The sequence below is a fragment of the Paenibacillus sp. S-38 genome (genome assembly GCF_049942825.1).
Classification (GTDB): Bacteria; Bacillota; Bacilli; order Paenibacillales; family NBRC-103111; genus Paenibacillus_G.
In genome coordinates, this window is sequence record NZ_CP187970.1 from 1129433 (window position 1) to 1155568 (window position 26136).

Consider the following 26136-nt stretch of genomic DNA (forward strand, 5'->3'; position numbering starts at 1 on the left):
ACATGGGTGTTTTTTCTAGAATCAAGGATATGACGAAGGCTTCGCTGCACGAGCTGCTCGACAAGGTCGAAGATCCGATCATCATGCTGAACCAGTACCTCCGCGATATGGAAGAAGAGATTGCTACGGCGGAAGTCACGGTAGCCCGCCAGATCGCCTCCGAGCGCAAGCTCAAGGAACGTCTGGAAGAGTCGGTCCGTCTCTCGGCCCAAGCGGAAGCCGGGGCAAAGGAAGCGCTGAAGGCCGGCCAGGAAGCGGCGGCACGCCAGGCGCTGGAGCAGAAGCTCTACCACGACGGCAAGGTTACGGAGTACGCGGACCTGTACGAGAGCGCGAAAGCCCAGGCGGCCGAGCTGGTGCAGCAGCTGCACGAGATGAAGGATGCCTACTATCAGATGCGCAACAAGCGCAGCGAGCTGGTTTCCCGCGCCCAGCTGGCCAAGGCGAAGAAGCAGATGGCAGAAGTGACGGCAAGCAACGTCATCGAGGGCGGCAGCGCCGTCAAGGGCTTCCGCCGCATGGAAGAGAAGATCATGTCTCTTGAGGTGGAGGCCGAAATCGCCCGCAAGCCTTATGTCGGCACAGGATATGCCGGCTCCGTATTCACAACAGCTCCGGCGGCCGATGCGGCGAAGCAGCAGAAGATCGACGATCAGCTCGCGCTGCTTAAAGAAAAACTGACCTCCGATCAAGGCTAAGCGGAAGAAGCTCCTCCTCAGGAAGGGCCGCAAAAACGTGCTTGGAGCGGCCAGCCCGTTATGATATGCTATGAAAGGTCAAAGCCATGGCGGAACGCGCGCCGTGGCTTTTGGCGGAATAGCGGAACCTGCCATCGCTTGGCATCCAGAATTCACGAAAGGGGGCGGCACGGATGCACCGCAAACGAAACCGCAACATGGCGCTGTTGCTCATTGGCGCGGGGTTGTTCCTGCTTGCGGACAATCATCTCAGTTTTTTCACCGTCCTGGCCCTCTTTCTTCTTCTTATGGGGGTTCACAAGATCCGTTCGGGAGCGGAGCGCAAAGGTTACCTGCTTCTGCTGATCGGCGGGCTGCTGCTCCTCGGGGGGAACCTTCCTCTGATTGCGGCCGTCATCCTGATCTCTCTCGGATTCTTCTATAACAAAATGCGCAAGGTTCACAAGGATGACCGGCATGTGAGAAAGCAGAGTCTCATTGAGAGCATCCGCTGGGGCCGCGAGCCTTGGATCCTCCGCAATATGTCGATCTGGAATGTGCTTGGGGAGCTGCAGATGGACCTCAGCTACGCGATTACCGAGCAGAAGGAGACGACGATCGTCCTGCAGGGCGTGATCGCCGATATCGATCTGATCGTTCCCGAGGATATGGGGGTTACCGTCACCGCTTCCGTACTCTTCGGCCAAACCAGCGTAGGGTATGACAAGGAAGCCGGCGTACTCAACAAGATGGTCTGGCAGTCACCGAATTATTGGACAGCCGAGAGACAGCTCAAGCTTGAAATCTCGTATATTGTGGCAGATATCGATATTAAAATCGTCTAGATCAGGTCTTATAACATGGATATACCGGTTAAGTTTAAAAGCCAATACGGTGTAAGGAGAAACGGAATGGACGGACAAGGCAAAAGGCTGGTCAACATGATATGGCGAAGCATGGCGGAGTCGATCGGGCTCAGCCTTGTTTTGTTTGCCGTCCTGATCTACTTCCTCCAATCGGGCGGTTACTTGAGGCCGTTCGAGACCTGGAGGGAGGGGATTCTGGTCTCTCTGTCGATGATCGCCGTGGCGGTGCTCATCGGCGGCTCCTACGGCCTGTGGTACAGCTCCAGGATGAAGCACCGCCTGGAGACGCTGCGAGAGGTGATGATCTCGCTCGAGAAGGGGAACCTCAGCCGGGCTGTCCCGCCGCTTGGCGAGGATGAGATCGGCCGCCTCGGCGAGCAGCTCAATACGATCACGAAGAAATGGGAGGAACAGGTCTCCTCCCTGCAGAGGCTGTCGAGCAATAACGCCCAGCTTGCGCAGAAGGCCAAATACTCAGCGATCGTCGAGGAGAGGCAGCGGCTGGCCCGGGAGCTGCACGATGCGGTGTCCCAGCAGCTCTTCGCGATCTCAATGACCGCTACGGCAGCCCTGCGCACGCTCGACAAGGACTTCGAGAAGGCCCAGCGGCAGATCTACCTCATCGAGGAGATGGCCTCGGTGGCGCAGTCGGAGATGCGGGCGCTTCTGCTGCACTTGCGGCCGGTTCACCTCGAAGGCAAGCGGCTGTCCGAGGGCATCATCGAGCTGATGCAGGAGCTCGCGTCCAAGGTGCCGATGCAGATGGACTGGGAGCTTGCGGAGGACATCCGGCTGCCGAAGGGGATCGAGGACCACCTCTTCCGGATCGCCCAGGAAGCCATGTCCAACGCCCTGCGGCATTCCAAGGCGTCGCGTCTGGAGGTGCGGCTCGTGAAACCTTCTCCCGATGCGGTACGTATGTTGATTCGTGACGACGGGGTCGGCTTCGATCTCGATACCAAGAAGCAGGCTTCCTATGGGATCGTAACCATGAAGGAACGGGTGAACGAAATCGGGGGCTCCATGAACCTCATTACCGCACCGGGCAAGGGCACCCGAATTGAAATACGGATACCGATCGTATCGGAAGGAGGACCTCTGGATGGAGGAGACGACGATTAAGGTGCTGCTCGTGGACGATCATGAGATGGTCAGGATCGGTCTAGCGGCTGTGCTCGGCACCGAGGACGGAATCGAAGTCGTCGGGGAAGCGAGCGGCGGCCAGGAGGGCATTCGGCTGGCCATGGAATACAAGCCAGATGTCGTGCTCATGGATCTCGTGATGGACGGAATGGACGGCATCGAGACGACGCGGCGGCTGCTGCAGCAGCATCCGGACTGCAAGGTGATTGTACTGACAAGCTTCATCGACGATGAGAAAATCTATCCGGTCATTGAAGCGGGAGCGTTCAGCTACCTGCTGAAAACTTCGCGGGCGGGTGAGATCGCTCAAGCGATCCGGGCGGCGGTGAACGGCCAGTCGGTGCTCGAGTCCCAGGTCGCCTCAAAGCTCATGAACCGCTTCCGCCAGCCGAAGCCGGCTCATATGCCGCATGAGGAGCTTACTGAGCGCGAGATGGAAGTGCTCCGTTTGATCGCCTCGGGGAAGTCCAATCAGGACGTGGCCGACGAGCTGTTCATCGGTGTGAAGACCGTCAAGTTTCACGTCACGAACATCCTGGCAAAGCTGGGGGTGGAGGACCGGACGCAGGCGGCCATCTATGCGTTCAAGCAGGGCTTGGTCGAGTAAGAACCTTACAGGACCGGGTCAGGATACAACCTTACCGCAGACCGCTGCAGGCCCAGGCTGAGCAGTGGTTTTTTGCATATCAGGAAGTATGAGTCGCCGTAGCTTGTTTCTATCCGGAGTTCCAATATTTAGAGCGAGGTTTATAGGCCGTAAGATCTATTTTCCAGTTGAGTCTCAGCGGTGCCTCCGAGTACAATAGACGTAGAAGGACATCATGATTCAGTCACCGGGAGAGGATACAATATGGCACTGGGCATCGTTCCCCTTACGGCCGTACATACAAGGAAGAATGCGTTTGACTTATACCAGACGGGAGACGGATATCCGTCTTACCCGGAGCGAAGCAGCGGGCCGGAATACGGCGACATGAAGCCGGTCGAGCCGCTCGACGAGATCGAGAAGAAGAAGCAGGAAGCGAAGGAGCTGCAGGAACAGCAGGAGCAGCAGCGGCGCAAGGAAGGCGATCCGGAACAAGCGGAGAAGAAAAGGATGCTGCAGCAGCTCGATATGCTCAAAGCCTTCTATACCAACTATACGCCGGACGGATCGGCCATCACGGCGGAACAGACGAAGGAAGGCCTGAAGCAGCAGCTGAGCAAGGCGATCGAACAGACGGTCCAGAACGATAAAGTGGTCTGGGATTCGAAGCTCCATCAGTTCCGGATGGAGATCTCCCGTGAAGCCTATGAGAAGCAGGCCTTCTCGCAGAAAGAGGAAACCGGGGCGACGGCGGGTGCCGATAAGCAGGAATCCGCGGCTGCGGGCAGTATCATGACAAGCGGCGATACAGATAGCGTGACGGTGAGCGGCAGTGCGGGGCAGGCGTCAGGCTCCGGCGCGGACAAGACGGACGGCAGCGGCAGAGGGAAATTCAAGGAGCACGGCAGTGCAGCTGTCATGGGCAGCTCAACAAACGCAGAAGCTGTAAGCGTATAAGCAAGCAGAATTTCAATAGGAACAGGCCAGAGCAGGGGACCCGGGAGGTCCGCCTGCTTTTTTTATGCTTCTTTTCTTAAAGTTTTCTTAAGGGATGAGAGGTGGGGGGCGGCTGCGTCGTCTATAACAATAGGAATTTCATCTGTGCGGAAAAAGGGCCGCAGAGGGAGTGCGGGGTTCCCGCGGCCGAGGGAGAGGGGAACGGTTCATGACGGGAGCGGCAGTCATCAGAGAAAGGGAGCACACGGGGATGGGGTGGACCTTAGGAGCGAAGAGGGAAGTGCTGAAGCAGTACGAGAGCTATGCTTACCAGATCGTCTTCTACCTGCTGCAAAGCGAAGATGGGGCGCTCAGGGCGGCCCAGGAGGCGCTGCTGGAATTGTATGGCAGTGCTGACTTCTATGCGGCTGCACCCGAGGAACAACAGAAGCGGGTGAAGGCGGCGGCGATGCGGCATGCACTGAAGGCGCTTGCAAGCAGGCCGCGGAGCTGATCAGTAGGGAGCCGGTGGGACAAATGAACAAAAGCACAAGGCCCGGTTTCGTTCGGAGTCCTTGTGCTTCTGTGCAGATCGGCAAGGATAACCAGGCATCCAAGGCCGGTGCGGCCGACACGCATTGTCCTTACAGGACAGCGAAGCCGATTATCCTGGGTCACCAGTTATGCGAAAGTATCGAGGAGCAGCCCGGTGAAGGAGACGGGAAGCCCCTGCTCATACGGGTTCAGCCTGCGAAGCTCCACTGCTGAGCCGGCATCCGGGCGGTAGGGGCCGCTGCGGCGTTCGAGCAGCCCGGCGGGCGGGGCATCCGCCAGACGCCGGGCTGCTTCCGCGAAGCCCGTCTCCGCCGCCCGGACGCTCCGCGCTGCGGCGGCGCCGTCCTTCAGCAGCAGCGTCCCCAGCTGCGCTTCATCTACGGCAAGGGAGCCGTCTTCCCCGCGGGAGACGCCAAGCGAGGCCAATGCCGAAGAAGGCAGGGACTCCTGCAGCGCTTGGCGGACTTCCGGCCGGACCAGGCCGCCGGCTTGGTCCAATGCGGAAGCGAGCCGGTTGAAGCGCCCGACCAGCCCCGTGAGCTCCTGCCGGACCGCGTCCGCCGGATCGCCGAAGATGCGGCGGTCTGCGGAAGAGGCTTCCGGCCGGCTGCCGAGTGCCTCCGCGGCGCTGTAGACGTCCGCCATCTTCCTGGCCGCCGACTCGGCCTGCCGGTCGTAGGTATAGCGGGGCTGCGGCGTTTGGCCGGGTCTGCGCCGTGCCGCAGCCGCATCGGCAATATGCTGCAGGCGGCGTTCCTCTGCCTCCTGCCACTGGGCCTGTGAACGGTAGATGCCTGTAACCTGTCCCACTGCTGTAATCATACGCCGCCTCCGTTCCTGATGGATTTCTTTGACTCCATTATACTCCTCGGGGCTCCGGCAGGCAATCACGGATCGCTTGACACCACCGGGCGCAGCGGCGTATGATAGTCTATCCATTATCTTTAACCCGAAGGAGCTTACGTCCGGATGAGTTGGGTTCACTTGATTGTAATCGCGGCCGTTCTGGCCATAAGCCTGGCCTTTTTGTCTTTTGTAGCCAAAAAATATATGAAATAAAGATACTTCACGGACATTCCCTTGTACCGCTGTTTCCCGTGTGAACCTTCCTTTTATTTCTTCATAAGATACACTGTGAAGCCATGTACAGGAAGGCGGTACAGCCCATGATCCGCAAACGAATTCCCCGCCAGGACGACGCCACCATCTACCGGTTGACCGAAGAACTGCTCGCCCCCTACGCACGGCAGACAAAGCCCGGGCTGCTCCTGACACCGGCGCTGATCCGTAAAAGGCTGGCAGGGGGCATCACCTATGTGGATACGGCAGCCGGACGTAAACCGGCCGGCTTTATTCTGCTCAAGCCCCAGGAGAGGGAGCGGCTGCGTGTCGATCTGCTTGCCGTGCATCCGAACTATCAGGGACACGGAATCGGCCGGCGTCTCATGGAGAAGGCTGAACGGACGGCCCTCATCTACGGCTGCAGGGAAGTGGAGCTGTGGGTGGACGAGGCGAACGTAAAGGCCCAGCGGTTTTATCACCGGCTTGGTTATGGAGTCGTCTATTACGATGTCCGGCTCCGCTGCTACCTGATGGTGAAGCCGCTGGCCTAATAACGATAGAGAAGGGCCAACGCCGCCGGGTTAGACAGCGAGGTCCGCAGGAGCTTCCGTGACGAAACGGGGGCTTTTTTTATGAAAAATCCTTGATCGACAAGGTTCGAGCGATGGTTATTTTTTTGTAAATTAAGTTCAGAGTACCTATTGACGGGTCCCACATTCTGGTAAAATGGAGTAAGCGTTATCATTGCAGCCTCTGCAGCCTTTTCTCGCTTGGATAAGCCGCAGTTTCCCGGCAGCTGTTATAACCTGCACCTATGGAATGGAGGGATGAATGATGAAACAGTGGATGACACTGCTGTTCTTAACGCTGGGATTGGGAATGGCGGGTTCAATCGGCTTCACTTCTTCCGCTTCGGCGGAAGTTCCGGTATCACAGGGAAAAAAGGCTGCGGCAAGCAGCGTCACAGGGGCTACTTACGGTCCGGCCCGGGCGGTGGACGGGAATATAGGGACGTATTGGGCGCCGGGCGGCAGCCAGAGCCCGTCTTGGCTTACGGTGGATCTTGGCCAGCGCTATGATGTGCGGGAAGTCCGGACGGCCTATCTGGAGCGCAGCGGGATTTATAAATATCTGATTGAGTTCTCCGGCGATAACCAAACCTGGTATCCTTATGCGAGCCGGATGAAGAACACGACCCAGCAGGCGGGCTCCGGCTATGTGGACGCGGGCAGTGTGACGGCACGGTATTTCCGGATCACGACCTCGGCCAGCACGGCCGGCAAGAGGGCCATTACAGAGTTCCAGGTCTACGGAACGGCCGCGGACGCTCCGCCGGAAGCTGAGCTCGAATCGATTCAGGTGGACGAAACGGAGCTCGAGCTGCAGCAGGGGGATTCTCACGGACTGGAAGTGCTCGCCGTGTTCACGGACGGACACACGGAGGATGTGACTTCTTCCGCCACGTTCACTTCGAGCAAGCCGAAGATCGCTTCGGTCACGGCGGCCGGTGTGGTGAAAGCCAAGGCCGAGGGGCAGGCGGTGGTTACGGTCAGCTACGGGGGCAAAAAGGCTAAGGTCCAGGTCACCGTAGGAGCGGCTACCGAGCTGGAGGTCCTCGAAACGAATGCGCCTGTACGCCTGGGGATCGGAGAGACACACCAGCTGGAAGTGACGGCACTGTATGATGACGGGACGGAGGAGGCTGTTACCGAGGGGATCAAATATGCCAGCTCCAAGCCCTCCGTCCTATCCGTCTCCTCTAAGGGCGTATTGACCGCACGGGCGGAAGGGGAGGCGGTCATCACGGTATCTTATGGCGGCATCTCGACGAAAGCCGAGCTGACGGTAGGGGCTGCGCGGGAGCTGCAGTCCATCGGCGTGGACGCCCCGGCCCAGCTCGCCGTAGGCGACGTCCAGGAGCTCACCGTAACGGCGACATATTCGGACGGGTCGACCGAGGAGCTCGGCAGCGGGGTCACCTTCACGAGCTCCGATCCTTCCGTCGCTTCCGTGTCGTCGCGCGGTGTGCTCCGCGCCTTGACGGAAGGGCAGACCGTGCTGACGGCTGCCTTCGGGGGGAAGACCACCACCGCCGATATTACTGTGGGGGATGCCCACACGACGCTCGATTCGCTGTCGGTCGACGTGCCTGCGAATCTGTACCGGGGACAGAGCTATTCGCTGACCGTGACCGCTTATTATGCGGATGGGACATCGAAGGATGTTACGGACGACGCGACCTTCACGAGCAGCTCGACACGGATCGCCACCGTCTCTTCGTCAGGCGTGCTCAAGGGCGGGAACACATCGGGTACGGCGACGATCACGGTAAGCTACGGCGGATTGACCTATGACGGATCGGTGTATGTCAGCGGATCCAGCTACAATAGCGTTTCTTCTCTCTCGTTCAGTCCGAGCTCCTTCTCGCTCAACGCGGGAGGCAGCAGCTATTTCTCACTGACGGCCTATAACAACAGTTCTTATTACGACGATGATGATTACAGTACGGTAGTGACCTCCTCTGCGAGCTATACGAGCTCGAACCCGTCGGTGGCGACAGCCGATACCAGCGGGTACGTGCGGGGGTACGCGGCTGGAAGCGCAACGATCACGGCTTCGTACGGCGGGACTACGGCTACAGCCTATGTCACCGTCACGGGGGGCACCGATACGGAGGATCCGACCTGGGATTATGGAGCCGAATTGACGGCGGCGGAAGCCGGTACTTCCGAGGTGACGCTGACCTGGGGGGAGGCTTCCGACAATGTGGGCGTCTCGGCTTACAAGGTGCTTCGCGACAGCAGTGAGATTCAATCCCTGTCCTCGTACTCCCGCAGCTATACGGTAACAGGGCTGACCGCAGGTCAAAATTACACCTTTGCCGTCGAGGCGGTGGATGCTGCGGGGAACCGCTCCAGCCAGCTCAGCGTAACGGCTTCGCCGGGAGGCGTGAGCACGGATGGAACGGGAACCGGAACCGGCACGGGAGTTGCGCCGCAGCAGTCTTATGGAGGCGGTTATGATACCGGCTCCAGCTATGGCTCCGGCTACAGTCCGCCTCCCGCGGGACAGGAGCGGACCGTGACGGCCGTGATGCAGCCGGAGACGACGCCGGAAGGCATTGTGCAGAGCAAAGGCACGGTAGATGAGGCCGCGCTTGCTGAGGCGCTGAGCGGTATTGGATCCGGCACGGTAGTGATTCAAGCCTCCGGCGCAGGCGATTCGGTCGTGGTGGATCTGCCGACCGCCCCCTTCCTGAGCGGGGCGGCGGCGCCGGGAAGCCGGGTGTCGGTTCAACTGCCGGACTTCACCGGAAGCCTGCCAACCGAGCTGCTGCAGCAGGCCGCAGGGAGCGGGGACGGCTCGGGCCAGCTCTCGGTCGTGACCCGCGTCCGTACGGATGAGGCGAGCAACCTTGCCCAGGAATTGGCAGCTGAAGAGGGGGCGACCCTGCTTCTGCCTTATCCCGTAGAGATGAAGTTGATGAGCGGAAGCGTAGAGGTGACCGATTACGAAGGCCAGTATGTGGAGCGCACCGTGAAGCTTGACGGTGCCGCGGCGGGCTCCGGTTCCGGCGGGATCCCGTCGGCGATGTGGCTCGATCCGCAGACGGGCCGGTGGGGGTACCTGCCGGCGAAGACGGGTACCGCTTCGGACGGACGGCAGACCCTGACCGTGAAAGCGCCGCAGGGCGGGATCTTCACGGTCAAGTCCGCCGCCAAGTCCTTCGCGGATACGACGGCCCACTGGGCCAAGGCGGACATCGAGGAGCTCGCGGCCAAAGGCGTCGTCACCGGGCTCGATGACCAGCGCTTCGCGCCGGATCAGGCAATCACGAGAGCCGAACTGTCGGTGCTGCTCGTGCGGGCGATCGGACTCGAGCATCCGGCCCCGGGAGGCGGCGATACGGGCTTCCGTGACGTCGGACCGGATGCCTGGTATGCGGGAGCTGTAGAGGAAGCGGTCAAAGCGGGTCTGATCGACGGATACGAGGACGGCACGTTCCGTCCGATGCTCGAGGTGACCCGGGAGCAGGCGGCGACCCTGTTCCGGCGGGCGATCCTGTTCGCGACGGGCGAAAGCCAGGCTGTCCAGACGGACGCCGGTGCTGCGGCGCAGGCAGGCATGGAGCCCGGCGTACAGCCGGCCACGGACGAGAGCTTCGAGGGCGCAGCCGAAGCCGAAGCGGGTGCCGGGGCTGCAGGCGGGGCGCCCGTCATGGGCGGCACGCAGGGGGCAGGCAGCGCGGGTGCGCTGAGCCGGTTCCGCGACGGGGCGAAGGTGGCCCCGTGGGCGCAGGAGGCGGTGGCGTTCGCGCTGCAGCAGGGCTTCATGCAGGGCGTGTCCGAGCGGATGCTGCAGCCGCAGGCAAACACGACGCGCGCCCAGGCCACGGCCATGCTCAAGCGGCTTCTGCAGCATCTGGATTTTTAAGCGGAGCCGTGCCGCTGATGGGCGGGTATCTCGGGCTGTGAGGAAGTAACACGAATCACAAAAGGGCTGTTTCCCGGGGAGGGAAACAGCCCTTTTGTGATAACAAGCTTAGGGAGGAGCGGTGGAGGGAAACGGAAATAGTTATAATGAACGAAACCGACTACCTCTTTGCATCACGTAGGTTGAAGTTGGAAATGACTTGGAATGAATAAACCAATCAAATCCAAAACAGAGCTACAAACAAAAAGGAGTCGGTTAGTAATGAGTATGTCCACAAAGTATGTAGGGTTAGACGTATCCAAGGAAAAAATTGCTGTTGCTATCGCCACGGAAAATCGAGATGAGCCTGTACGGTTCTGGGGGACGATTCCACATACCAAAGAGGCCGTGCGAAAATTAGTCAAGCAGCTTGCAAAGGACGATGAGATCAAACTCGACGTTTGCTATGAAGCCGGGCCTACAGGGTTTCAGCTGTACCGTTGGTTCCTTGAGCTCTTCGTTCATTGCAGCGTCGTTGCGCCCAAAGCATTGGATGGCAACAAGCGCATTAAAACCGACAAAAGGGATGCCATACGTTTAGCGCAGCTCTACAGGGCCAGAGAGTTAACCGAAATCTACGTGCCTACACCCGAGGACGAAGCACTGCGGGATTTGGTTCGGGCTCGGGAGGATGCCGTCCAGGATATGAATCGGCACAAGCAGCGGCTCACGAAGTTCCTGCTTCGACACCAGCTTCAGCCACCGTACGGCACGAAGGTATGGACATCGGCCTACGAGAACTGGCTGGATACTTTACGCTTTACGAGTGCGAAGATATCGTATTTCAGGAATATCGTAACACCATCAGGGAAGCAGCAAACCGGATCGGGCGATACGAAAAGGAAATGGAGCAGCAGGCTTCGGCAGGGTGCCAAGCTCCCATGATTCAGGCGCTGCAAGGGCTTCATGGAGTTGCTTTAATTACGGCCACCACTCTTGCGGCCGAACTCGGAGATCTTGCAGGAAGATTTGCATCCCCACAGCCACTCATGAGTTATTCCGGATTGGTACCTTCGGAAAGTTCAAGCGGAGGCAGCCGCTGGCAAGGGCGAATCACGAAAGTCGGTAATGCGCATATTCGACGGGTACTGGTCGAAGCCGCCTGGACCTACCGGAGCAAACCTGCTGTAAGAAGAGCCCTGCGGGAGAGGCAAAAGGAGCTCAGTTCGGAGATTATTGAGATCTCTTGGAAGGCGCATAAAAGACTGCATCATAAATTTAATAGGTTAAGCTTCAGGGGAAAGAACAAAGGAACCATCGTTACCGCCGTGGCCAGGGAGCTCTTGGGATTTATCTGGGCTATAGCCAAGGAAGTCCAGAAGCAAAGAGCGGCAGCATAATCGCTTGTGCTTGTAATAGAAGTTTGAAAATACGAAGAAGGAGGTGGTAAGAGAACGGATTTGAGGAAGATGCGTTACATTCTTTGGCTCGGGGGCAAAGTACAAAGCTAGGCAGAGAGAAATCCGCGTAGTTCCGCTGCACAAAGCAAGGGAACAGGAGCTTTATGTGCGTTGATAGTTAGCAGGAAACTCTCTGGTCGTATGTAATCACATGTGAGAACCCACGAATATCAGGTTGCCAGCCGGCGCAAAGAACCATTTTGCCCTCGTGCCAAGGAATGTAGACATGTCCCGCTGTTCTCAGGAAAAAGACTATGCAGGGAGCACGCCCCCTGCACCCCGTTACTCGCCGTAAGGCAGGGTCTGACTTGATAGTCAGACACGTACACAAGTATGGGAAGAATAAAGCCGCCTGTCAAAAAGAACACCTTGACAGGCTTAGTTTGGAGTACAAAAAAACAGGGATACGTGCTGGGAGTTGCTCGGTTACGTTCATATCAGCGGAACTACGATATGTTATGTGCTTCTCCGAGAGGGCTATGTTGAGCATAGAGGAACTGGGGTTCGCTATTTCGGTGAGGGAGGCTGTTTTCGGATGAAAAGGACACCATTAACGCATCTGAGTTCCGCTAAAGGCTGAGAAATGCAGGGAAATATCTCCATAAGGCATCGTATTTCCTTTATTACAATGGAGCGTTGGTGCTCACTGGGTCAGCTGGCTTTTCAGCAGGCACGCGGCGAATTGTAGGGTGTAAGTGACAGGCAGCGTGCACATGGGCGCCAGTACCAGCCAGCCGGCAGGCAGCGAATTGCAGGGTACTGATGCAGGCAGCGGGCTTGAGGGTGCTAGTACCGTTCAGCCGACAGGCAGTAGACTCAAGGACGCTGGTGCGAGTCATCCAGCGGACGGCGGCCCCTAGGTGCGTAGACTGAGCCTGAGCCTGCCACCCAGCAGGCAGAGAAGCCCAGCTGGCCAGTTATCCGGCGGGCCGGAGCCCAATTTGCTCCCCCACCTGCCAGCCTGCCAGCCGGCAGGCGGCGAACCGGGGCTGCTTGTGGAACATCGGCCGCAGCGGCCGGAATCCCCTGCTTGAACTGCTGCGCCGGGCTGGTCAGATCAAAACGAAGAGCAGGGCGATCAGCGCCAGGTCGAGGGCAATGGGCGCGAAAGGGTAAACCGGGCCAAAGGTGGATGGGCCCGGATAAGGGCCGCCGAAGGCCCGGGTGGCAGCATCGGCTTTGGCCGACGTCTTGGCCGAAGAGCCTTTCCTTGCCTTTGTTTTTTTGCGGCTCAGGGTCAGATCCTCAGCGGGTCCGCCTCCCGCTGTCTCGTTCAGGATCAGCTGGCCGCCTTGGATGCGGCTCAAGGTCCCGTATACCTCGGTGCCGTCCCTTAGCAGCAGGACAACGGGCTTGCCGTAATGGGGCTTGCATTCTTCCTCGCAGATGTTATGAATCCGTTTCATGGGGATACCTCCGTGGTTTTGACATGCTACAGTGCAGTTTATGCGGCATCTGTCCCGGGTGTACGGACGGATGCCCAGGCGACGCCCGCCCAATCTCTTCCATGTATTAGGAGACGCTCCAATGTAAAGCGCTTTAACCGAGTTTTCCGCCCGAATTATAATTGAGAATGCTTCTCGCAGTATTGAATCTGCTCCCGGTTTTGTATATGCTTAGGGATGAAGAAGGACAGGCAGTATTTGCCTGTGCCGCTACCATTCCAATCCAAGAAAGAATGAGGTAAACATGACCAGTGCCGTGTACTTGATTTTCGGAGCGACCGGGGATTTGGCCCGGCGCAAGCTTTTTCCCGCGTTCTACAGCCTGTACCGGGAGCGTAAGCTGGGCGACCGCTTTGCCGTAATCGGCCTCGCCCGCCGGCCCCGGACGAACGAACAGTTCCGCGATGACCTGCACCAGTCCATCGAGGAGTTCGCCCGTTATAAAGTGACGAAGGACGAGCAGTGGGATTCGTTTGCCGAGCATTTCCAATACATGTCCCTTGATATCAACAATGTTGAGGGCTTCAAGCAGCTGCGGGAGCTGACCGATTCCCTTGATGCCAAGTTCGATGTCGGCGGCAACCGCCTGTACTATCTCGCGCTGTCGCCGGAGCTGTTCGGCAGCGTGTCGCACAACCTGAAGGAGGGCGGACTGCTGGAGTCGGCAGGCTGGAACCGTCTCGTGATCGAGAAGCCGTTCGGCTACGACCTGCAGTCGGCTGAGAAGCTCAACGCGGAGATCCGCCAGGTATTCGACGAGCAGGACATCTACCGGATCGACCATTACCTCGGCAAAGAAATGGTGCAGAACATCAACGTCGTGCGCTTCGCGAACGCGTTCTTCGAGCCGCTGTGGAACAACAAATACATCGCGAACATCCAGATTACGCTCAGCGAAACCGTGGGCGTTGAGGAGCGCGGCGGCTACTATGACCATTCCGGCGCGCTGCGGGATATGGGCCAGAACCATATGCTGCAGATGCTGGCGATCATGGCGATGGAGCCGCCGAGCCGCATGCATCCGGAGGATATCCGCGATGAGAAGGTGAAGGTGTTCCGCAGTCTCCGCGGGTTCCAGACGGGGGCCGAGGTGCGTGCCAATACGGTGCGCGGCCAGTATGCCGGCGGAACGATGAAGGGGCAGCAGGTCCGCGCCTACCGCGACGAGGATTCCGTTAATCCGGAATCCACGACCGAGACGTATTTCGCCGCCCGGGTATTCGTGGATAACTTCCGCTGGGCCGGCGTGCCGTTCTACATCCGTACGGGCAAGCGCCTGCCGGTGAAGACGACCGAGGTGGTCGTGGAATTCAAGAACGTACCGGACAATGTGTATCTCTCCCGCAAGCACAAGCTGGAGCCGAACCTGCTCGTGTTCCGGGTTAACCCGATGGAAGGCATTTATTTCAAAATGAATGCGAAGCAGCCTGGCTCCGAAGGAACGATCGTGCCGGTGGCGATGGACTTCTGCCAGAGCTGTCAGGTCGGACTCAATACGCCGGAAGCATATGAGCGGCTGATCTACGACGCCGCACGCGGCGATTCCACCTACTTCACCCGCTGGGATGAAGTGGCGCTCGCCTGGAAGTACGTCGACAAGATTGCCGCCGAGTGGGGCTCCGACGGCCTGCAGCTGTACAGCGCAGGAACCTGGGGACCGGAGAAGGCCCAGCAGCTTCTTGCCGAAGACGGCTTCCGCTGGTGGCCGGTGAACGGGCAGGACGAGGGAGAAGTGGCTTGGGAGACCGGCCGTACCCTCGGTTAACTGTACGTTAACGGTCCGGACGCAATAGGAAGGGGGCGCGAGCATGCTCAAGCTGTATGATATTTCCTCGGTCATCCGGCCGCAGATGCAAGTATGGAAGGACCTTGAGCAGAACCGTCCTGTCTTCGAGACGGTGCGCAGCCATGAGAGCGGCGAGACCCATGAGACGCGGATCTCGCTGGATGCCCATACGGGCACGCATCTCGATGCGCCGCTGCATATGCTGCCGGGCGGGGAGAAGATCGAGTCCATTCCGCTGGAGGATCTCATCGGCCCTGCCCGGGTGCTGGACTTGACCCGGGCAGAGGACGGCATCACCCGTCAGGATCTCGAGCCGTTCGCCATCCAGCCCGGCGAGTGGATCCTGCTTAAGACGAAGAATTCGTACACGGATGCGTGGGACGACGAATTCGTCTATGTGAAGCAGGATGGAGCGGCTTATCTGGCCGAGCTCGGCATCAAGGGCGTCGGCGTGGACGGACTCGGGATCGAACGGTCCCAGGAAGGATATCCGACGCACCGTACTTTGATGCGCCGCGGCGTACTGATCCTTGAGGGGCTCCGGCTGAAGGAAGTGCCGGGCGGAAGCTATTTCTTCGTCCTGGCGCCGCTGAAGCTCGAAGGTATTGAAGCCGCTCCGGCTCGTGCCTTCCTCATGGGCTCTTAGCCGCTGCTGCGTTGCGGAACACAGGTAAGCGGATATAGAGTTGAAGCGAATGACCTGGTGCAGGATGCACCGGGTTATTCGTCGTTATCAGGGTACGCTGTCCCGGTCTGGGATGCTGAAGGCTGATCCGCAGCCGGGGACCCCGGATTGTCGCTCCAGAGTCCCTAAGGCACCGCGGCTTTCGTTACCGATGCCTTTAAAGGGCTGACAGTGCGTCAAAGGCTGAGGGCTGAATTTATGCGATCCTACGCGCCGAAACGCAGCTGGTTGGTCCAAGGGGGCTCCAGCAATCGCCTCAGAGTCCCTAAGGGCACTACAGCTTTCGTTACGGATGACTTTAAGGGCTGCCGGTGCGTCAAAGGCTGAGGGCCGAATTTACGCGATCCTGCACGCCGAAGGCTGATCCACAGTCGGGGCCCTCCAGAAATCGCCTCAGAGTCTCTAAGGCACCGCGGCTTTCGTCCGGGATGCCTAGCGGCTGCTTCCGTCTTCGGCTGTTCCTCGTGACGGCCCATGCTATTTTTTGCCGCCCAGTATGCAATGCACGGCAAAACACGGTATAATATAGGGATGAATGAAAAGCAAGCAGCATAGGAAGGCCGGGAGGCTGAAACCATTGTGACACGAAGAACATTTATCCGCCTACTGCTCGGAATCCTCGTGATTCTTGGGGCGGCGGGGACTGGTCTGTACAAACTGCTGAAAGCCCAGGAGGACGACCTGGTGCTGCTTCAGCCCGATCCGCTGCCGGATATTGCGCCTCCGGAGGAGACGGGGACGGATACGAAGGAACCGCTTTTTTCCATGATGATATTCAGTGATCTTCATATCTCCGAGGACGATCCCAATACGATCAAGCACCTGAAGCAGGGGATGGACGACCTGCAGCGGCTGGGCTCGCCTGTGGAGGCGCTCGTCATCACCGGGGATCTGACCGAATATGGACGGGAGAAGGATTACAAGGAGCTCAAGAAGATCCTCTCCGCGTATCCGCTTCCTCCCGTTCTGGCGAATATGGGCAACCACGATTATTACGACATCTGGATCAATAAGCTCGGGGCGTTCAACAAGGAAACCATGCCGAACGGCAAGACGGACCAGGGCTCACGCGAGCGGTTCCAGACTTTCTTCGGCCTGCAGAAGCCGTATCACGACGCATGGATCAACAATCATCACGTCATTCTGCTCTCGCAGGAGACGTATGTGCAGGAGAAGCCGGAGGTCGGTGAAGGCGCCTGGTACTCGGATGAGCAGCTGAACTGGCTGAAGGAGAGGCTGGCGGCGCACCAGGACGGCAGGCCCGTCTTCGTCATGACCCACCAGCCGCTGCCTCCCGCGGGGCAGGATGGAGGCTCGCACCAGCTCATCCGCGCCAAGAAGTTCCGGGAGCTGCTGAAGCCCTACAAGAACGTTTTCGTCTTTGCCGGCCACCGGCATCAGGATTTCCAGGGGACGACGGAGCATTATGTCAAGGAAGGTTTTCATTATTTTCACAACTCCTCGGTCGGCCGCGTGCTGAACCGCAGCTACCAGAACGCCGCCAAAGAGAAGGCGCAGGGGCTGTACGTTCAGGTATACCGGGACCGGGTTACGCTGCGGGGCAGGGACCTCGCAGGAGGCACCTGGCTCAAAGAGGCCGATTGGACGGTCAAGCTCAGTTAATCTCCGGGTCTGCCGAGAGATCCAATACAAGTTCAGAGAGGAACACATAAGGGTATGAGCAACGGAATTTCCGAGAGACTGAAAGAAGAAGTACAGAAACGCCGCACGTTCGCGATTATCTCCCACCCGGATGCGGGGAAAACGACACTGACCGAGAAGCTGCTCCTCTTCGGGGGGGCGATCCGTCTCGCAGGTACGGTTAAGGGACGCAAGGCGAACCGCCACGCAACAAGCGACTGGATGGAAATCGAGAAACAGCGGGGGATCTCCGTCACTTCATCGGTCATGCAGTTCGATTATAACGGACACCGGGTGAATATTCTCGATACCCCGGGTCACCAGGATTTCAGTGAGGACACCTACCGTACGCTGACCGCGGCCGACAGCGCCGTGATGCTGATCGACTCCGCCAAAGGGGTCGAGGCGCAGACCAAGAAACTGTTCCAGGTCTGCCGCAAGCGGGGCATCCCGATCTTCACCTTCATCAACAAGCTTGACCGCGAAGGGCAGAACCCGTTCGATTTGCTTGAGGAGCTCGAGCAGGTGCTCGGCATTCGTTCGTATCCGATGAACTGGCCGATCGGGATGGGCAAACAGTTCTGCGGCGTATACGACCGCAAGCTGACCCAGGTAGAGCTCTTCCAGGGGGACGATCACCGGGAGATCAAAGTACGCAAGGTCAGCGGGTATGAGGATCCGGTCGTCAAGGAAATCGCAGGCGAGTTCTTCTACGACCAGCTCGTGCAGGATCTGGAGCTGCTCGATGTGGCCGGTGACGAGTTCGACTACGAGAAGGTGCGCAGCGGGGAGCTGACGCCGGTCTTCTTCGGCTCGGCGATCAACAACTTCGGCGTGCAGACGTTCCTCGAGAACTTCCTGCAGCTTGCGCCAACACCGACGACGCGTAAAAGCAATGTTGGCGAGATTGAGCCGCTGAATGAGAAGTTCACGGGCTATATCTTCAAAATTCAAGCGAACATGAACCCTGCCCACCGCGACCGGATCGCGTTCCTGCGGATCTGCTCCGGCAAGTTTGAGCGTGGCATGTCCGTCAAGCATGTGCGGGTGGGCAAGGATATCAAGCTGTCCCAGCCGCAGCAGTTCTTGGCCCAGGACCGCGATATCGTCGAGGACGCTTATCCGGGCGATATCATCGGTCTGTTCGATCCCGGCATCTTCCGGATCGGCGATTCCCTGGCCCAGGGCGGCGGGATTGAATTCGATGAGCTGCCGACATTCTCGCCGGAGATCTTCTCCAAGGTAACGGTGAAGAACGCCCTGAAGCACAAGCAGTTCCAGAAGGGTGTCGACCAGCTCACGGAGGAAGGCACCATCCAGGTGTTCAAGACGATCGGCTTCGAGGATCTGATCCTCGGCGTGGTCGGGCAGCTCCAGTTCGAGGTGTTCGAATACCGGATGAAGGGCGAATACGGCGTCGATGTGCAGCTCTCCCGCATGAGCTACCAGTTCGCCCGCTGGCTTGTCGGCGATGACATCGACCCGTCGAAATTCCGGATCAACTCCCAGCTCGTGAAGGATAAGAAAGGCAACTACGTAGCGCTCTTTGAGAACGAGTACGCGCTGCGTACGTCGACGGAGAAAAACCCGAACCTCAAATTCTTGGAGATGGCTCCGTAAGCGGAGTCCCATCCATGCCAGAACCCGACAGGGCCCCGTACCGGCAGATGACCGGCACGGGGCTTTTTTTGGGTTTTGTTGAAGCGCCGGATTTGAGGGTGCCGGGCTTCCCGCTGTCCGTGAAGGATTGTATGGTAAGTCTGACGGGGGAGTGCTGCAGAAGCTAAAGCACGCTGATCATGCTCAGGGGCAGGGATCATGAGAATGCCGGACCTGCAGCTGCGCTGCCCCTATGTCCCGGGGAACGAGCGGGCTGCCAGGCGGCCCCGGCAGAAGCCGGCTAAGCGAAAGAGAGCCCAAGCCTCACCGGACTTAGGCCCCTATCCCTGACCGAGGAGGCTGATAGGGCATACAATATGGTGGGTTCCAGGGCGTCAGTAGAGGAAAAAGGGCAGGAGGTTAGGTTACCATGCGGATTTTGATTGTAGCGCCGGAGCAGTATCCGGTTCCGACCCTCAGCGGATCCGTGGAGATCTGCATTCTGGCGGCCGCCCGGCAGCTGGCTAAGCGGCACCGGGTGACGGTGATCTCCCGCCAGTCCCCGGGGCTTCCCCGCCGTACGGTGGAAGGCGGCCTTACGATCGAACGGGTGAAAACGGGATCGCCGGAACGCTATCTTCGTGCTGTGCTGCACAGCGTCAAGGACCGGCACTATGATGTCATCCAAGTCGATAACCGGCCAAGGTTCGTTCCTCCGTTCAAATCGCTGTTCCCGGGAACGCCGGTGCTCCTGTTCCTTCATTCCTTGAATTTTGTATCGAAGCGGCGGATTCCGCAGCACCGGGCCGCCGCTTGTCTGGCGGCCGCCGACCGCATTCTGGTTAACAGCGCATCTCTGCGCCGGGAGATCATCCGGCGCTTCCCGCACGCCGCAGCCAAGCTCCGCCGTATACCCCTAGGGGTCGATCCGGCACGGTTCACGCCATCTCGCGGCGGCGGGAAGGGCCGTGCCGGGCGGTACACCTACACCGTGCTCTACTGCGGCCGGCTTATCCGGCGCAAGGGCATCCCGGTGCTGATGCGCGCCGTACGGCTTGCAGCCCGCAGCGGGCCGAAGCGGGTAGAGCTGCTAGTGGCCGGGGGCTCGGGAAAGCCCGCTTATGCGGCGGAGCTCAAGCGGCTGGCCCGGGGGCTCGGGATCCGGGCCCGATTCCTCGGCACGGTGCCGCACAGCCGGATGCCGGGGGTATATGCGCAGGCGGACTGCTTCGTCTGCCCGTCCCAGGGACATGAAGCCTTTGGCCTCGTGAACGCGGAAGCCATGGCCTGCGGGATCCCGGTCATCGCGGCGGCGAACGGGGGGATCCGCGAGCTGGTCCGGCACCGCCGCACGGGGCTGCTGGTGAAGGCGTACCGCAGGCCGGAGGGCTACGCGTCCGCAATCCGGACCCTGATGAGTTCGCCGTCGCTCGCCGCGCGGCTTGCTGCAGCGGGAAGGCGGGAAGTGCTGCGCCGCTTTACCTGGAGAAGGACGGCCGAACTGCTGGCCCAGGCCTATGGGGCTGCAGGGAGCAATCAGGAAAGGTAGGTTACCATGAAGAAGCGTAAGACTCTGAGACATGTCACAAGCAAGTGGGCCAAAACCAAAGTACTGCTGAAATCCAGGACGATGCGTACCTATATTCCCGAGACAAGAAGAATGTCCAGGCAGAGCCTGCAGGAGATGCTGCAGCTCTACGGCATGGTCTATATAAAACCGAACAGCGGGACCTACGGCAACGGAGTGATCAAGGTGGAGAGCGGTTCATCCGGATACAGCTTTCATGCCGGTACCAAGGTACGCTCGTTCGGAGAATACGATGAGATGTATGAGTCGCTGTCGAAATTCGTGAAATCCCGCTCTTATCTCGTGCAGAAGGGTATCCACCTCCTAAAGTATAAGGAGCGCAGGTTCGATCTGCGGGTCATGGTACAGAAGAATACGTCGGACCGCTGGGAATGCACAGGAATCATCGGCCGGGTAGCGGCGGAAGGAAAGGCCGTGACGAACGTGCACAACGGGGGAAAGCTGGTATCGGTTGAAAGGCTGCTCTCCGGGTATGCCTCGTCCGCCCGCCAAAGCTCGCTCGTACGCCGGCTCAGGCGTATAGGAGTAACGGCGGCCACGAAGATTCATGCCAGATACCCGGGGATCAAGGAAATCGGACTGGATGTGGCACTGGATGGCGGGCTTCATCCATGGATTCTCGAGGCCAATACACGGCCGGATCCGTTCATCTTCCGGAAGCTGAAGGACCGGCGCATCTTCTCTCGCATCTACCGGTACGCCAAAGCTTACGGGAGACTATAGTCAAGGCTTCGGCAGGCGGCTGGGCTGAACCATTCGGGCCGCCGCCTGTCCGGAAAGCAGCCTGATCTCAAGAGCAGCCTGGGCTGATTGAATCTCGCACAGAGGGTCCGGGCAGGCAGGTCCCCCGGGGCCGGACAAGCCTAATGGCGGAAGAAGCTGCAAAAGGGTATTGACACCCTTTTGCAGCCATGAGACAATGTACACGCGTACAGAACGCGCGTACATTCTTGTTTTTTTCGTGAAAGGAAGGTGCCGACATATCGTTACCCGAAAGGAAGTTGCTGAGTTAGCGGGAGTATCCGAAGCGACTGTCTCGCGCGTATTCAACGGGGTTGGCCCGATGAAAGAGGAGACCAAGCTAAGAGTGCTTCAGGCAGCCACGAAATTAAACTATCATCCGAACGCGATTGCTCAGAGCTTTGCCCGCCGTCGAAGCGGCAATTTGGGCGTAGTGCTTCCTTACGTGCCAAAGGTACATATATTCTCGACCTATTATTTCTCCGAAGTGCTCAGCGGAATCGGCGAGGCGGTGAAAGCTTCGGGGTATGACATGCTGCTCATGTTCCGGACGCCCGGGGAAGACAGCGATTACAGCGCGATGTTCCGCTCCCAGAAGGTGGACGCCTGCATTGTTCTCGGCGCTACCGATACGCCGGGGGAGAGGGAGCAGCTGCAGAAGCTGCAGCGGAGCGGGTTTCCGTTCTGCCTCGTCAACCAGCATTTTGAAGGTGAGAGCTTCAATGAAGTGGATGCCGACCACGAGGGAGGCAGCTACCGGGCGGTTCAGCATCTTGTCGAGAACGGCTGCCGCCGAATCGCTTTCCTCAGCGGATCGCCCGAATATTCGAACTCGGACGACCGGCTGCGCGGGTATACGGCCGCGCTGCGCGAGGCCGGGATTCTGCCGGAAGATGCCGGGCGGCGGGAGGATCTTCCCCCGCATTGGTACTACGAGGGCAATTACAGCCGTACCTCCGGCCATAGGGCCGCTTCCCAGCTCTATCCCCACCTCGGGGAGCTGGATGCCGTCTTCGCCTCCAACGACCGGATGGCGATCGGTCTGCTCCAGGGGCTCCGTGAGCTGGGCGTTCAGCCGGGGCAGGAGCCGCCGATCATCGGCTATGACGACTCTGTCGAGGCCCGCGTGACGGACCCGCCTCTGACCTCGGTTGCAGTGCCGTTCTTCGAGATGGGCAAGCTGGCCGCCCATACCCTGCTGCAGCGTGTCACCGGCAGTGCGGAAGAGACGCCGTCTGTCCCTCTGCGGCATAAGCTCGACACGAAGCTGGTCATCCGGCTGTCGAGCCGGGTGAATCGATCTTAACTTGTACTGCCCTTACTATCCTTCCTATCCTGAGATCCAAAGGAGCTGCTTATCGTGACGAAAGAGTTCGGCATTGGAATGATCGGATACAAATTCATGGGCAAGGCACACAGCCATGCTTACCGGGATCTCCCGATGTTCTTCCCGCAGGTTGCCCGGCCTGTCATGCGGGCCATCTGCGGCCGGGATCCGGAGGGTGTCTCCCAGGCCGCCCGCCAGTTCGGCTGGGAGAGCTATGAAACCGACTGGAGAAAGCTGCTTGAGCGGGAGGATATCGATCTCATCGATATCAATGCGCCGAGTGACGCGCACAAGGATATTGCCCTGGCTGCAGCAGCCGCCGGCAAGCATGTCTTTTGCGAGAAGCCGCTGGCGCTGACACTTGCCGACTCCCGGGAGATGCTCCGGGCGGTCGAGGCTGCCGGCGTCAAGCACATGGTGGGCTTCAACTACCGGTTCGCCCCGGCGGTGCAGCTGGCGAAGAAGCTGGTGGAGGACGGCCGGCTCGGGCAGATCTACCACTTCCGCGCCTGGTTCCTGCAGGACTGGATCGTCGATCCGGAGTTTCCGCTCGTGTGGCGGCTGCAGAAGGAGATCGCGGGCTCCGGCTCGCACGGTGACTTGGGCGCGCATCTGATTGACCTGGCCCACTTCCTCGTGGGGGATATGGAGGAGGTTATCGGCATGAGCGAGACCTTCGTCAAGGAGCGCCCGGTACCGAGCTCCATGACCGGCCTCAGCGCCAAGGGCAGCAAGGACGCACCGAAGGGGCCGGTCACGGTGGATGATGCGACGCTGTTCCTAACCCGCTTCGCGAACGGGGCGCTCGGCAGCTTCGAGGCTACGCGCTTCGCGCCGGGGCACCGCTGCACGAACTCCTTTGAGATTAACGGGAGCAAGGGCTCCGTCAAATTCGACTTCGAGCGCATGAACGAGCTGCAGGTGTACTTCACGGACGATGCCGAGGATGTGCAGGGCTTCCGCCGCGTGCTGGCCACCGACCCGGCGCACGCTTATGCCGAGGCCTGGTGGCCGCCGGGCCACACGATCGGGTATGAACATACGTTCATCCACGAGACGGTGGAACTCATGCAGGCACTTGCGGAAGACCGTCAGCCCGTGCCGAACTTCCACGACGGCGTGAAGTGCCAGCAGGTGCTCGAAGCGGTGGACCTCTCGATCGAACAGCGCCGCTGGGTGCGCATCGAAGAACTGTAACCATGGAATTACTGTAACCGCTTCACCAGAATGTCCAAACCAGGGGAAGAGGAGAGATCCTTGTGAGTAAAGCATTGATCGTATGGGGCGGTTGGCTCGGCCACCAGCCTGAGGAAGTGGCAGGCGTATTCCGCCGTGTGCTCGAGAAGGAAGGTTATGAGGTGGAAGTTTCCGACACCCTTGAGGCCTTCGCGGACGCAGAGAAGCTCAAGGGGCTGGATCTGATCATCCCATGCTGGACCATGGGTGAAATCTCCCAGGAGCTTGTGAACAACGTCTCGGCAGCGGTTCAAAGCGGCGTAGGGCTTGCAGGATGCCATGGCGGCATGTGCGATTCTTTCCGGAAGAACGTGGATTGGCAGTTCATGACCGGAGGACAGTGGGTCGCGCATCCGGGCAACGACGGGGTGGAATACACGGTGAACGTCAAACACAGCTCCTCTTCACTGCTCGAAGATCTGGAGGATTTCTCGGTCAGGACCGAGCAGTACTACCTGCATGTCGACCCCGCGGTAGAAGTGCTTGCGAGCACCCGCTTCCCGGTCGTACCGGGTCCGCACTCGCCGAACGGGGCGGTAGACATGCCGGTCGTATGGACGAAGCGCTGGGGCGCAGGACGCGTGTTCTACAATGCGCTCGGTCACCAAGCCGACATTGTGGAGCTGCCGCAGGTCACCGAGATCATGCGCCGCGGCTTCCTGTGGGCAGCTGAAGGCAAGCGGAAAGCGGAGGCCGGGCGGCAGAGCGATTCGGTCTATACCGGAATGGCTGACAATCAACTTTAGTCGTGAATGATGGGGGAGAGAAGCGAATGGAGAAGAAGCTGAAAGTCGGCATCGTTGGCTGCGGGAAGATCAGCGGCATTTATTTTGAGAACTGCCGCACGTACCCGATTCTGGAAGTGGCCGCGTGTGCGGACCTGAATGTAAGCAGGGCCCAGGCGAGCGCGGAGCAGTACGGTGTGCCCAAGGCGTATTCGGTATCGGAGCTGCTGGCCGACCCGGAGATCGATATCGTGATCAACCTGACAATTCCTGCGGCGCATGCCGAGGTCTGCCTGGCGGCACTTGAGGCAGGCAAGCACGTCTACGTGGAGAAGCCCCTGGCGGTGACACGCGAGGAGGGCAGGGCCATACTGGAGAAGGCGCAGGAGAAGGGCCGGCTGGTCGGCAGCGCGCCCGATACGTTCCTTGGCGGCGGCATCCAGACCTGCATCAAGCTGATCGAGGACGGCTGGATCGGCACGCCGGTTGCCGCTTCCGCCTTCATGATCGGCCGCGGGCATGAGCACTGGCATCCGGATCCGGAGTTCTACTACGCCAAGGGCGGCGGCCCGATGTTCGACATGGGACCGTATTACCTGACGGCGCTAGTTGCGATGCTGGGCCCCATCCGGCGTGTAACGGGCTCCGCGAAGATTTCCTATCCGGAGCGTACGATCCTCAGCCAGCCGAAATTCGGCAAGGTGATTCCGGTGGAGACACCGACTCATGTGGCCGGCGTTATCGACTTCCACGGCGGGGCGATCGGGACCATCATCACCTCGTTCGATGCTTTCGGCGGAGCTGAGGTGCCCCGCATTGAGATCTACGGAAGTCAGGGTACGCTGAGTGTACCCGATCCGAATACGTTCGGCGGACCGGTCCGTGTGCGCCGTTACGACAGCAATGAGTGGGCCGAGATCCCGCTGACGCACGGGTATGCCGCGAACAGCCGGGGCCTGGGTGTCCTGGATCTGGCCTATGCGGTGAAGAACGGCCGGGTCAACCGGGCGAGCGGGGAGCTGGCTTACCATGTGCTGGAGGCCATGCACGGCTTCCATGACGCCTCCGAGGAAGGCCGCCACTACCTGATGGAGAGCTCCTGCGAGCGCCCGGCCCCGATGCCGCTGGGACTCGTGCAGGGCGTACTCGACTAGGCGGAAGTATAGGGAACAGAGCAAAAGAGCGCAGGGACTTGTTCCCCTGCGCTCTTGCTTTGGATTGAGGCTTATCCTTTTTCCCGTCCATCAGCATGGCCAGCCACTATCCCACAGCACGCCATTCCCCTCAGGTGACTCCGTAGGGAGGGGGCTGTCGGGAAGGAAGGGACCCGGATCTTTTTAGGCCAGGTGCTCCCTCAGTGTGGTGACAAGCTGGTTCTGCACGTCGCTCTCGCTGTTCTTCCAGATGATCTCGAACAGCACGCCGAGTCCCGGGAGGACGCGTTCTTCCCCGTCCACGGAATCCGCTATAATCTCGAAGATTTCTTCGTCGGTCTTGTCGGTTACCCGTTGAACAATCGCCTGCCGCAGATTTAAGTTCATCGCTCTATTCCTCACTTTTCTGTAGTTCGTCACTCCACTCCTCTTACTATGCGCATTGCGGGCAGGTTTCATGCCGGAGGGGACAGGTTTATGGGAAACGGACCCAAAGGCGTTTTGGTGCTGG

23 protein-coding genes are annotated in these 26136 nt (G+C 59.5%); 20 read left to right on the plus strand and 3 right to left on the minus strand.

The annotated features are described in order from the left end of the window. Nucleotides 1-2: 2 nt before the first annotated feature. The 6 genes from ACP26L_RS05355 (at nt 3) to ACP26L_RS05380 (ending at nt 4722) form a co-directional block, all read left to right on the plus strand. A complete protein-coding gene (locus ACP26L_RS05355) occupies nt 3-698 on the plus strand; it encodes a PspA/IM30 family protein (protein ID WP_426451515.1) in 696 nt (231 codons plus the stop codon). 173 nt (nt 699-871) lie between these two features. Next, entirely contained in the window at nt 872-1522 is a 651-nt protein-coding gene (liaF, locus tag ACP26L_RS05360) for a cell wall-active antibiotics response protein LiaF (RefSeq protein ID WP_426451516.1), read from the plus strand. 66 nt (nt 1523-1588) lie between these two features. Beyond that, entirely contained in the window at nt 1589-2665 is a 1077-nt protein-coding gene (locus ACP26L_RS05365) for a histidine kinase (RefSeq protein ID WP_426451517.1), read from the plus strand. Further along, nucleotides 2646-3293: a response regulator gene (locus ACP26L_RS05370; RefSeq protein WP_426451518.1), complete on the plus strand. Its 648-nt coding sequence runs from the start codon at nt 2646-2648 to the stop codon at nt 3291-3293. The genes ACP26L_RS05365 and ACP26L_RS05370 overlap by 20 nt, the downstream gene beginning before the upstream one ends. Nucleotides 3294-3536: 243 nt before the next feature. After that, entirely contained in the window at nt 3537-4229 is a 693-nt protein-coding gene (locus ACP26L_RS05375; protein ID WP_426451519.1) for a hypothetical protein, read from the plus strand. Nucleotides 4230-4479: 250 nt separating this feature from the next. Beyond that, nucleotides 4480-4722: a hypothetical protein gene (locus ACP26L_RS05380; protein WP_426451520.1), complete on the plus strand. Its 243-nt coding sequence runs from the start codon at nt 4480-4482 to the stop codon at nt 4720-4722. 167 nt (nt 4723-4889) lie between these two features. Here ACP26L_RS05380 and ACP26L_RS05385 read toward each other — a convergent pair whose 3' ends face one another. Then, nucleotides 4890-5585 carry a hypothetical protein gene (locus ACP26L_RS05385; protein ID WP_426451521.1) on the minus strand — a complete coding sequence of 232 codons (696 nt, stop codon included), beginning with the start codon at nt 5583-5585 and terminating at the stop codon, nt 4890-4892. A gap of 344 nt (nt 5586-5929) precedes the next feature. Between ACP26L_RS05385 and ACP26L_RS05390 the strand changes: the two genes are divergently transcribed. From ACP26L_RS05390 to ACP26L_RS05405, 4 genes are all read left to right on the plus strand, one after another. Continuing rightward, the gene (locus tag ACP26L_RS05390; protein ID WP_426451522.1) at nt 5930-6376 is read left to right on the plus strand and encodes a GNAT family N-acetyltransferase; all 447 of its coding nucleotides are present in this window, start codon (nt 5930-5932) and stop codon (nt 6374-6376) included. A gap of 283 nt (nt 6377-6659) precedes the next feature. Continuing rightward, nucleotides 6660-10259, plus strand: coding sequence for an S-layer homology domain-containing protein (locus ACP26L_RS05395; RefSeq protein WP_426451523.1), 3600 nt, complete (start codon nt 6660-6662; stop codon nt 10257-10259). A 261-nt stretch (nt 10260-10520) separates the two neighbouring features. Beyond that, complete coding sequence (locus ACP26L_RS05400) at nt 10521-11183, plus strand: IS110 family transposase (protein WP_426451524.1); 663 nt, start codon at nt 10521-10523, stop codon at nt 11181-11183. Further along, entirely contained in the window at nt 11180-11638 is a 459-nt protein-coding gene (locus ACP26L_RS05405) for a transposase (RefSeq protein WP_426451525.1), read from the plus strand. Before ACP26L_RS05400 ends, ACP26L_RS05405 begins: the two co-directional genes overlap by 4 nt. Nucleotides 11639-12750: 1112 nt before the next feature. On the opposite strand, the gene ACP26L_RS05410 is transcribed toward ACP26L_RS05405, so the two are convergent. After that, nucleotides 12751-13104, minus strand: coding sequence for a hypothetical protein (locus ACP26L_RS05410; RefSeq protein ID WP_426451526.1), 354 nt, complete (start codon nt 13102-13104; stop codon nt 12751-12753). 283 nt (nt 13105-13387) lie between these two features. Between ACP26L_RS05410 and zwf the strand changes: the two genes are divergently transcribed. The 10 genes from zwf (at nt 13388) to ACP26L_RS05460 (ending at nt 25625) form a co-directional block, all read left to right on the plus strand. Continuing rightward, nucleotides 13388-14908 (plus strand): glucose-6-phosphate dehydrogenase, encoded by a 1521-nt coding sequence (gene zwf / locus ACP26L_RS05415; RefSeq protein WP_426451527.1) that lies wholly within the window; start codon nt 13388-13390, stop codon nt 14906-14908. A gap of 43 nt (nt 14909-14951) precedes the next feature. After that, complete coding sequence (locus ACP26L_RS05420; protein WP_426451528.1) at nt 14952-15575, plus strand: cyclase family protein; 624 nt, start codon at nt 14952-14954, stop codon at nt 15573-15575. 618 nt (nt 15576-16193) lie between these two features. Beyond that, nucleotides 16194-17237 (plus strand): metallophosphoesterase family protein, encoded by a 1044-nt coding sequence (locus ACP26L_RS05425; RefSeq protein ID WP_426451529.1) that lies wholly within the window; start codon nt 16194-16196, stop codon nt 17235-17237. A 54-nt stretch (nt 17238-17291) separates the two neighbouring features. Beyond that, entirely contained in the window at nt 17292-18875 is a 1584-nt protein-coding gene (locus ACP26L_RS05430) for a peptide chain release factor 3 (RefSeq protein WP_426451530.1), read from the plus strand. Nucleotides 18876-19284: 409 nt separating this feature from the next. After that, nucleotides 19285-20403, plus strand: coding sequence for a glycosyltransferase family 4 protein (locus ACP26L_RS05435; RefSeq protein ID WP_426451531.1), 1119 nt, complete (start codon nt 19285-19287; stop codon nt 20401-20403). A 6-nt stretch (nt 20404-20409) separates the two neighbouring features. Next, nucleotides 20410-21165, plus strand: coding sequence for a YheC/YheD family protein (locus ACP26L_RS05440; protein WP_426451532.1), 756 nt, complete (start codon nt 20410-20412; stop codon nt 21163-21165). A gap of 196 nt (nt 21166-21361) precedes the next feature. Further along, nucleotides 21362-22489, plus strand: a complete 1128-nt coding sequence (locus ACP26L_RS05445) for a LacI family DNA-binding transcriptional regulator (RefSeq protein ID WP_426451533.1) — start codon at nt 21362-21364, stop codon at nt 22487-22489. Between the two features lie 54 nt (nt 22490-22543). Then, on the plus strand, nt 22544-23707 hold the full coding sequence (locus ACP26L_RS05450; RefSeq protein ID WP_426451534.1) for a Gfo/Idh/MocA family protein: 1164 nt from the start codon (nt 22544-22546) through the stop codon (nt 23705-23707). Nucleotides 23708-23769: 62 nt separating this feature from the next. After that, nucleotides 23770-24492 carry a ThuA domain-containing protein gene (locus ACP26L_RS05455; RefSeq protein WP_426451535.1) on the plus strand — a complete coding sequence of 241 codons (723 nt, stop codon included), beginning with the start codon at nt 23770-23772 and terminating at the stop codon, nt 24490-24492. Between the two features lie 26 nt (nt 24493-24518). Then, complete coding sequence (locus tag ACP26L_RS05460; protein ID WP_426451536.1) at nt 24519-25625, plus strand: Gfo/Idh/MocA family protein; 1107 nt, start codon at nt 24519-24521, stop codon at nt 25623-25625. 183 nt (nt 25626-25808) lie between these two features. Here ACP26L_RS05460 and sspI read toward each other — a convergent pair whose 3' ends face one another. Further along, complete coding sequence (gene sspI / locus ACP26L_RS05465; protein ID WP_426451537.1) at nt 25809-26012, minus strand: small acid-soluble spore protein SspI; 204 nt, start codon at nt 26010-26012, stop codon at nt 25809-25811. Between the last annotated feature and the right edge of the window lie 124 nt (nt 26013-26136).

Coding starts and splice junctions, on each gene's coding strand:
- ACP26L_RS05355 (WP_426451515.1), top strand. CDS start 3: ATGGGTGTTTTTTCTAGAATCAAGGATATGACGAAGGCTTCGCTGCAC.
- liaF (WP_426451516.1), top strand. CDS start 872: ATGCACCGCAAACGAAACCGCAACATGGCGCTGTTGCTCATTGGCGCG.
- ACP26L_RS05365 (WP_426451517.1), top strand. CDS start 1,589: ATGGACGGACAAGGCAAAAGGCTGGTCAACATGATATGGCGAAGCATG.
- ACP26L_RS05370 (WP_426451518.1), top strand. CDS start 2,646: ATGGAGGAGACGACGATTAAGGTGCTGCTCGTGGACGATCATGAGATG.
- ACP26L_RS05375 (WP_426451519.1), top strand. CDS start 3,537: ATGGCACTGGGCATCGTTCCCCTTACGGCCGTACATACAAGGAAGAAT.
- ACP26L_RS05380 (WP_426451520.1), top strand. CDS start 4,480: ATGGGGTGGACCTTAGGAGCGAAGAGGGAAGTGCTGAAGCAGTACGAG.
- ACP26L_RS05385 (WP_426451521.1), bottom strand. CDS start 5,585: ATGATTACAGCAGTGGGACAGGTTACAGGCATCTACCGTTCACAGGCC.
- ACP26L_RS05390 (WP_426451522.1), top strand. CDS start 5,930: ATGATCCGCAAACGAATTCCCCGCCAGGACGACGCCACCATCTACCGG.
- ACP26L_RS05395 (WP_426451523.1), top strand. CDS start 6,660: ATGAAACAGTGGATGACACTGCTGTTCTTAACGCTGGGATTGGGAATG.
- ACP26L_RS05400 (WP_426451524.1), top strand. CDS start 10,521: ATGAGTATGTCCACAAAGTATGTAGGGTTAGACGTATCCAAGGAAAAA.
- ACP26L_RS05405 (WP_426451525.1), top strand. CDS start 11,180: ATGATTCAGGCGCTGCAAGGGCTTCATGGAGTTGCTTTAATTACGGCC.
- ACP26L_RS05410 (WP_426451526.1), bottom strand. CDS start 13,104: ATGAAACGGATTCATAACATCTGCGAGGAAGAATGCAAGCCCCATTAC.
- zwf (WP_426451527.1), top strand. CDS start 13,388: ATGACCAGTGCCGTGTACTTGATTTTCGGAGCGACCGGGGATTTGGCC.
- ACP26L_RS05420 (WP_426451528.1), top strand. CDS start 14,952: ATGCTCAAGCTGTATGATATTTCCTCGGTCATCCGGCCGCAGATGCAA.
- ACP26L_RS05430 (WP_426451530.1), top strand. CDS start 17,292: ATGAGCAACGGAATTTCCGAGAGACTGAAAGAAGAAGTACAGAAACGC.
- ACP26L_RS05435 (WP_426451531.1), top strand. CDS start 19,285: ATGCGGATTTTGATTGTAGCGCCGGAGCAGTATCCGGTTCCGACCCTC.
- ACP26L_RS05440 (WP_426451532.1), top strand. CDS start 20,410: ATGAAGAAGCGTAAGACTCTGAGACATGTCACAAGCAAGTGGGCCAAA.
- ACP26L_RS05445 (WP_426451533.1), top strand. CDS start 21,362: ATGTACACGCGTACAGAACGCGCGTACATTCTTGTTTTTTTCGTGAAA.
- ACP26L_RS05460 (WP_426451536.1), top strand. CDS start 24,519: ATGGAGAAGAAGCTGAAAGTCGGCATCGTTGGCTGCGGGAAGATCAGC.
- sspI (WP_426451537.1), bottom strand. CDS start 26,012: ATGAACTTAAATCTGCGGCAGGCGATTGTTCAACGGGTAACCGACAAG.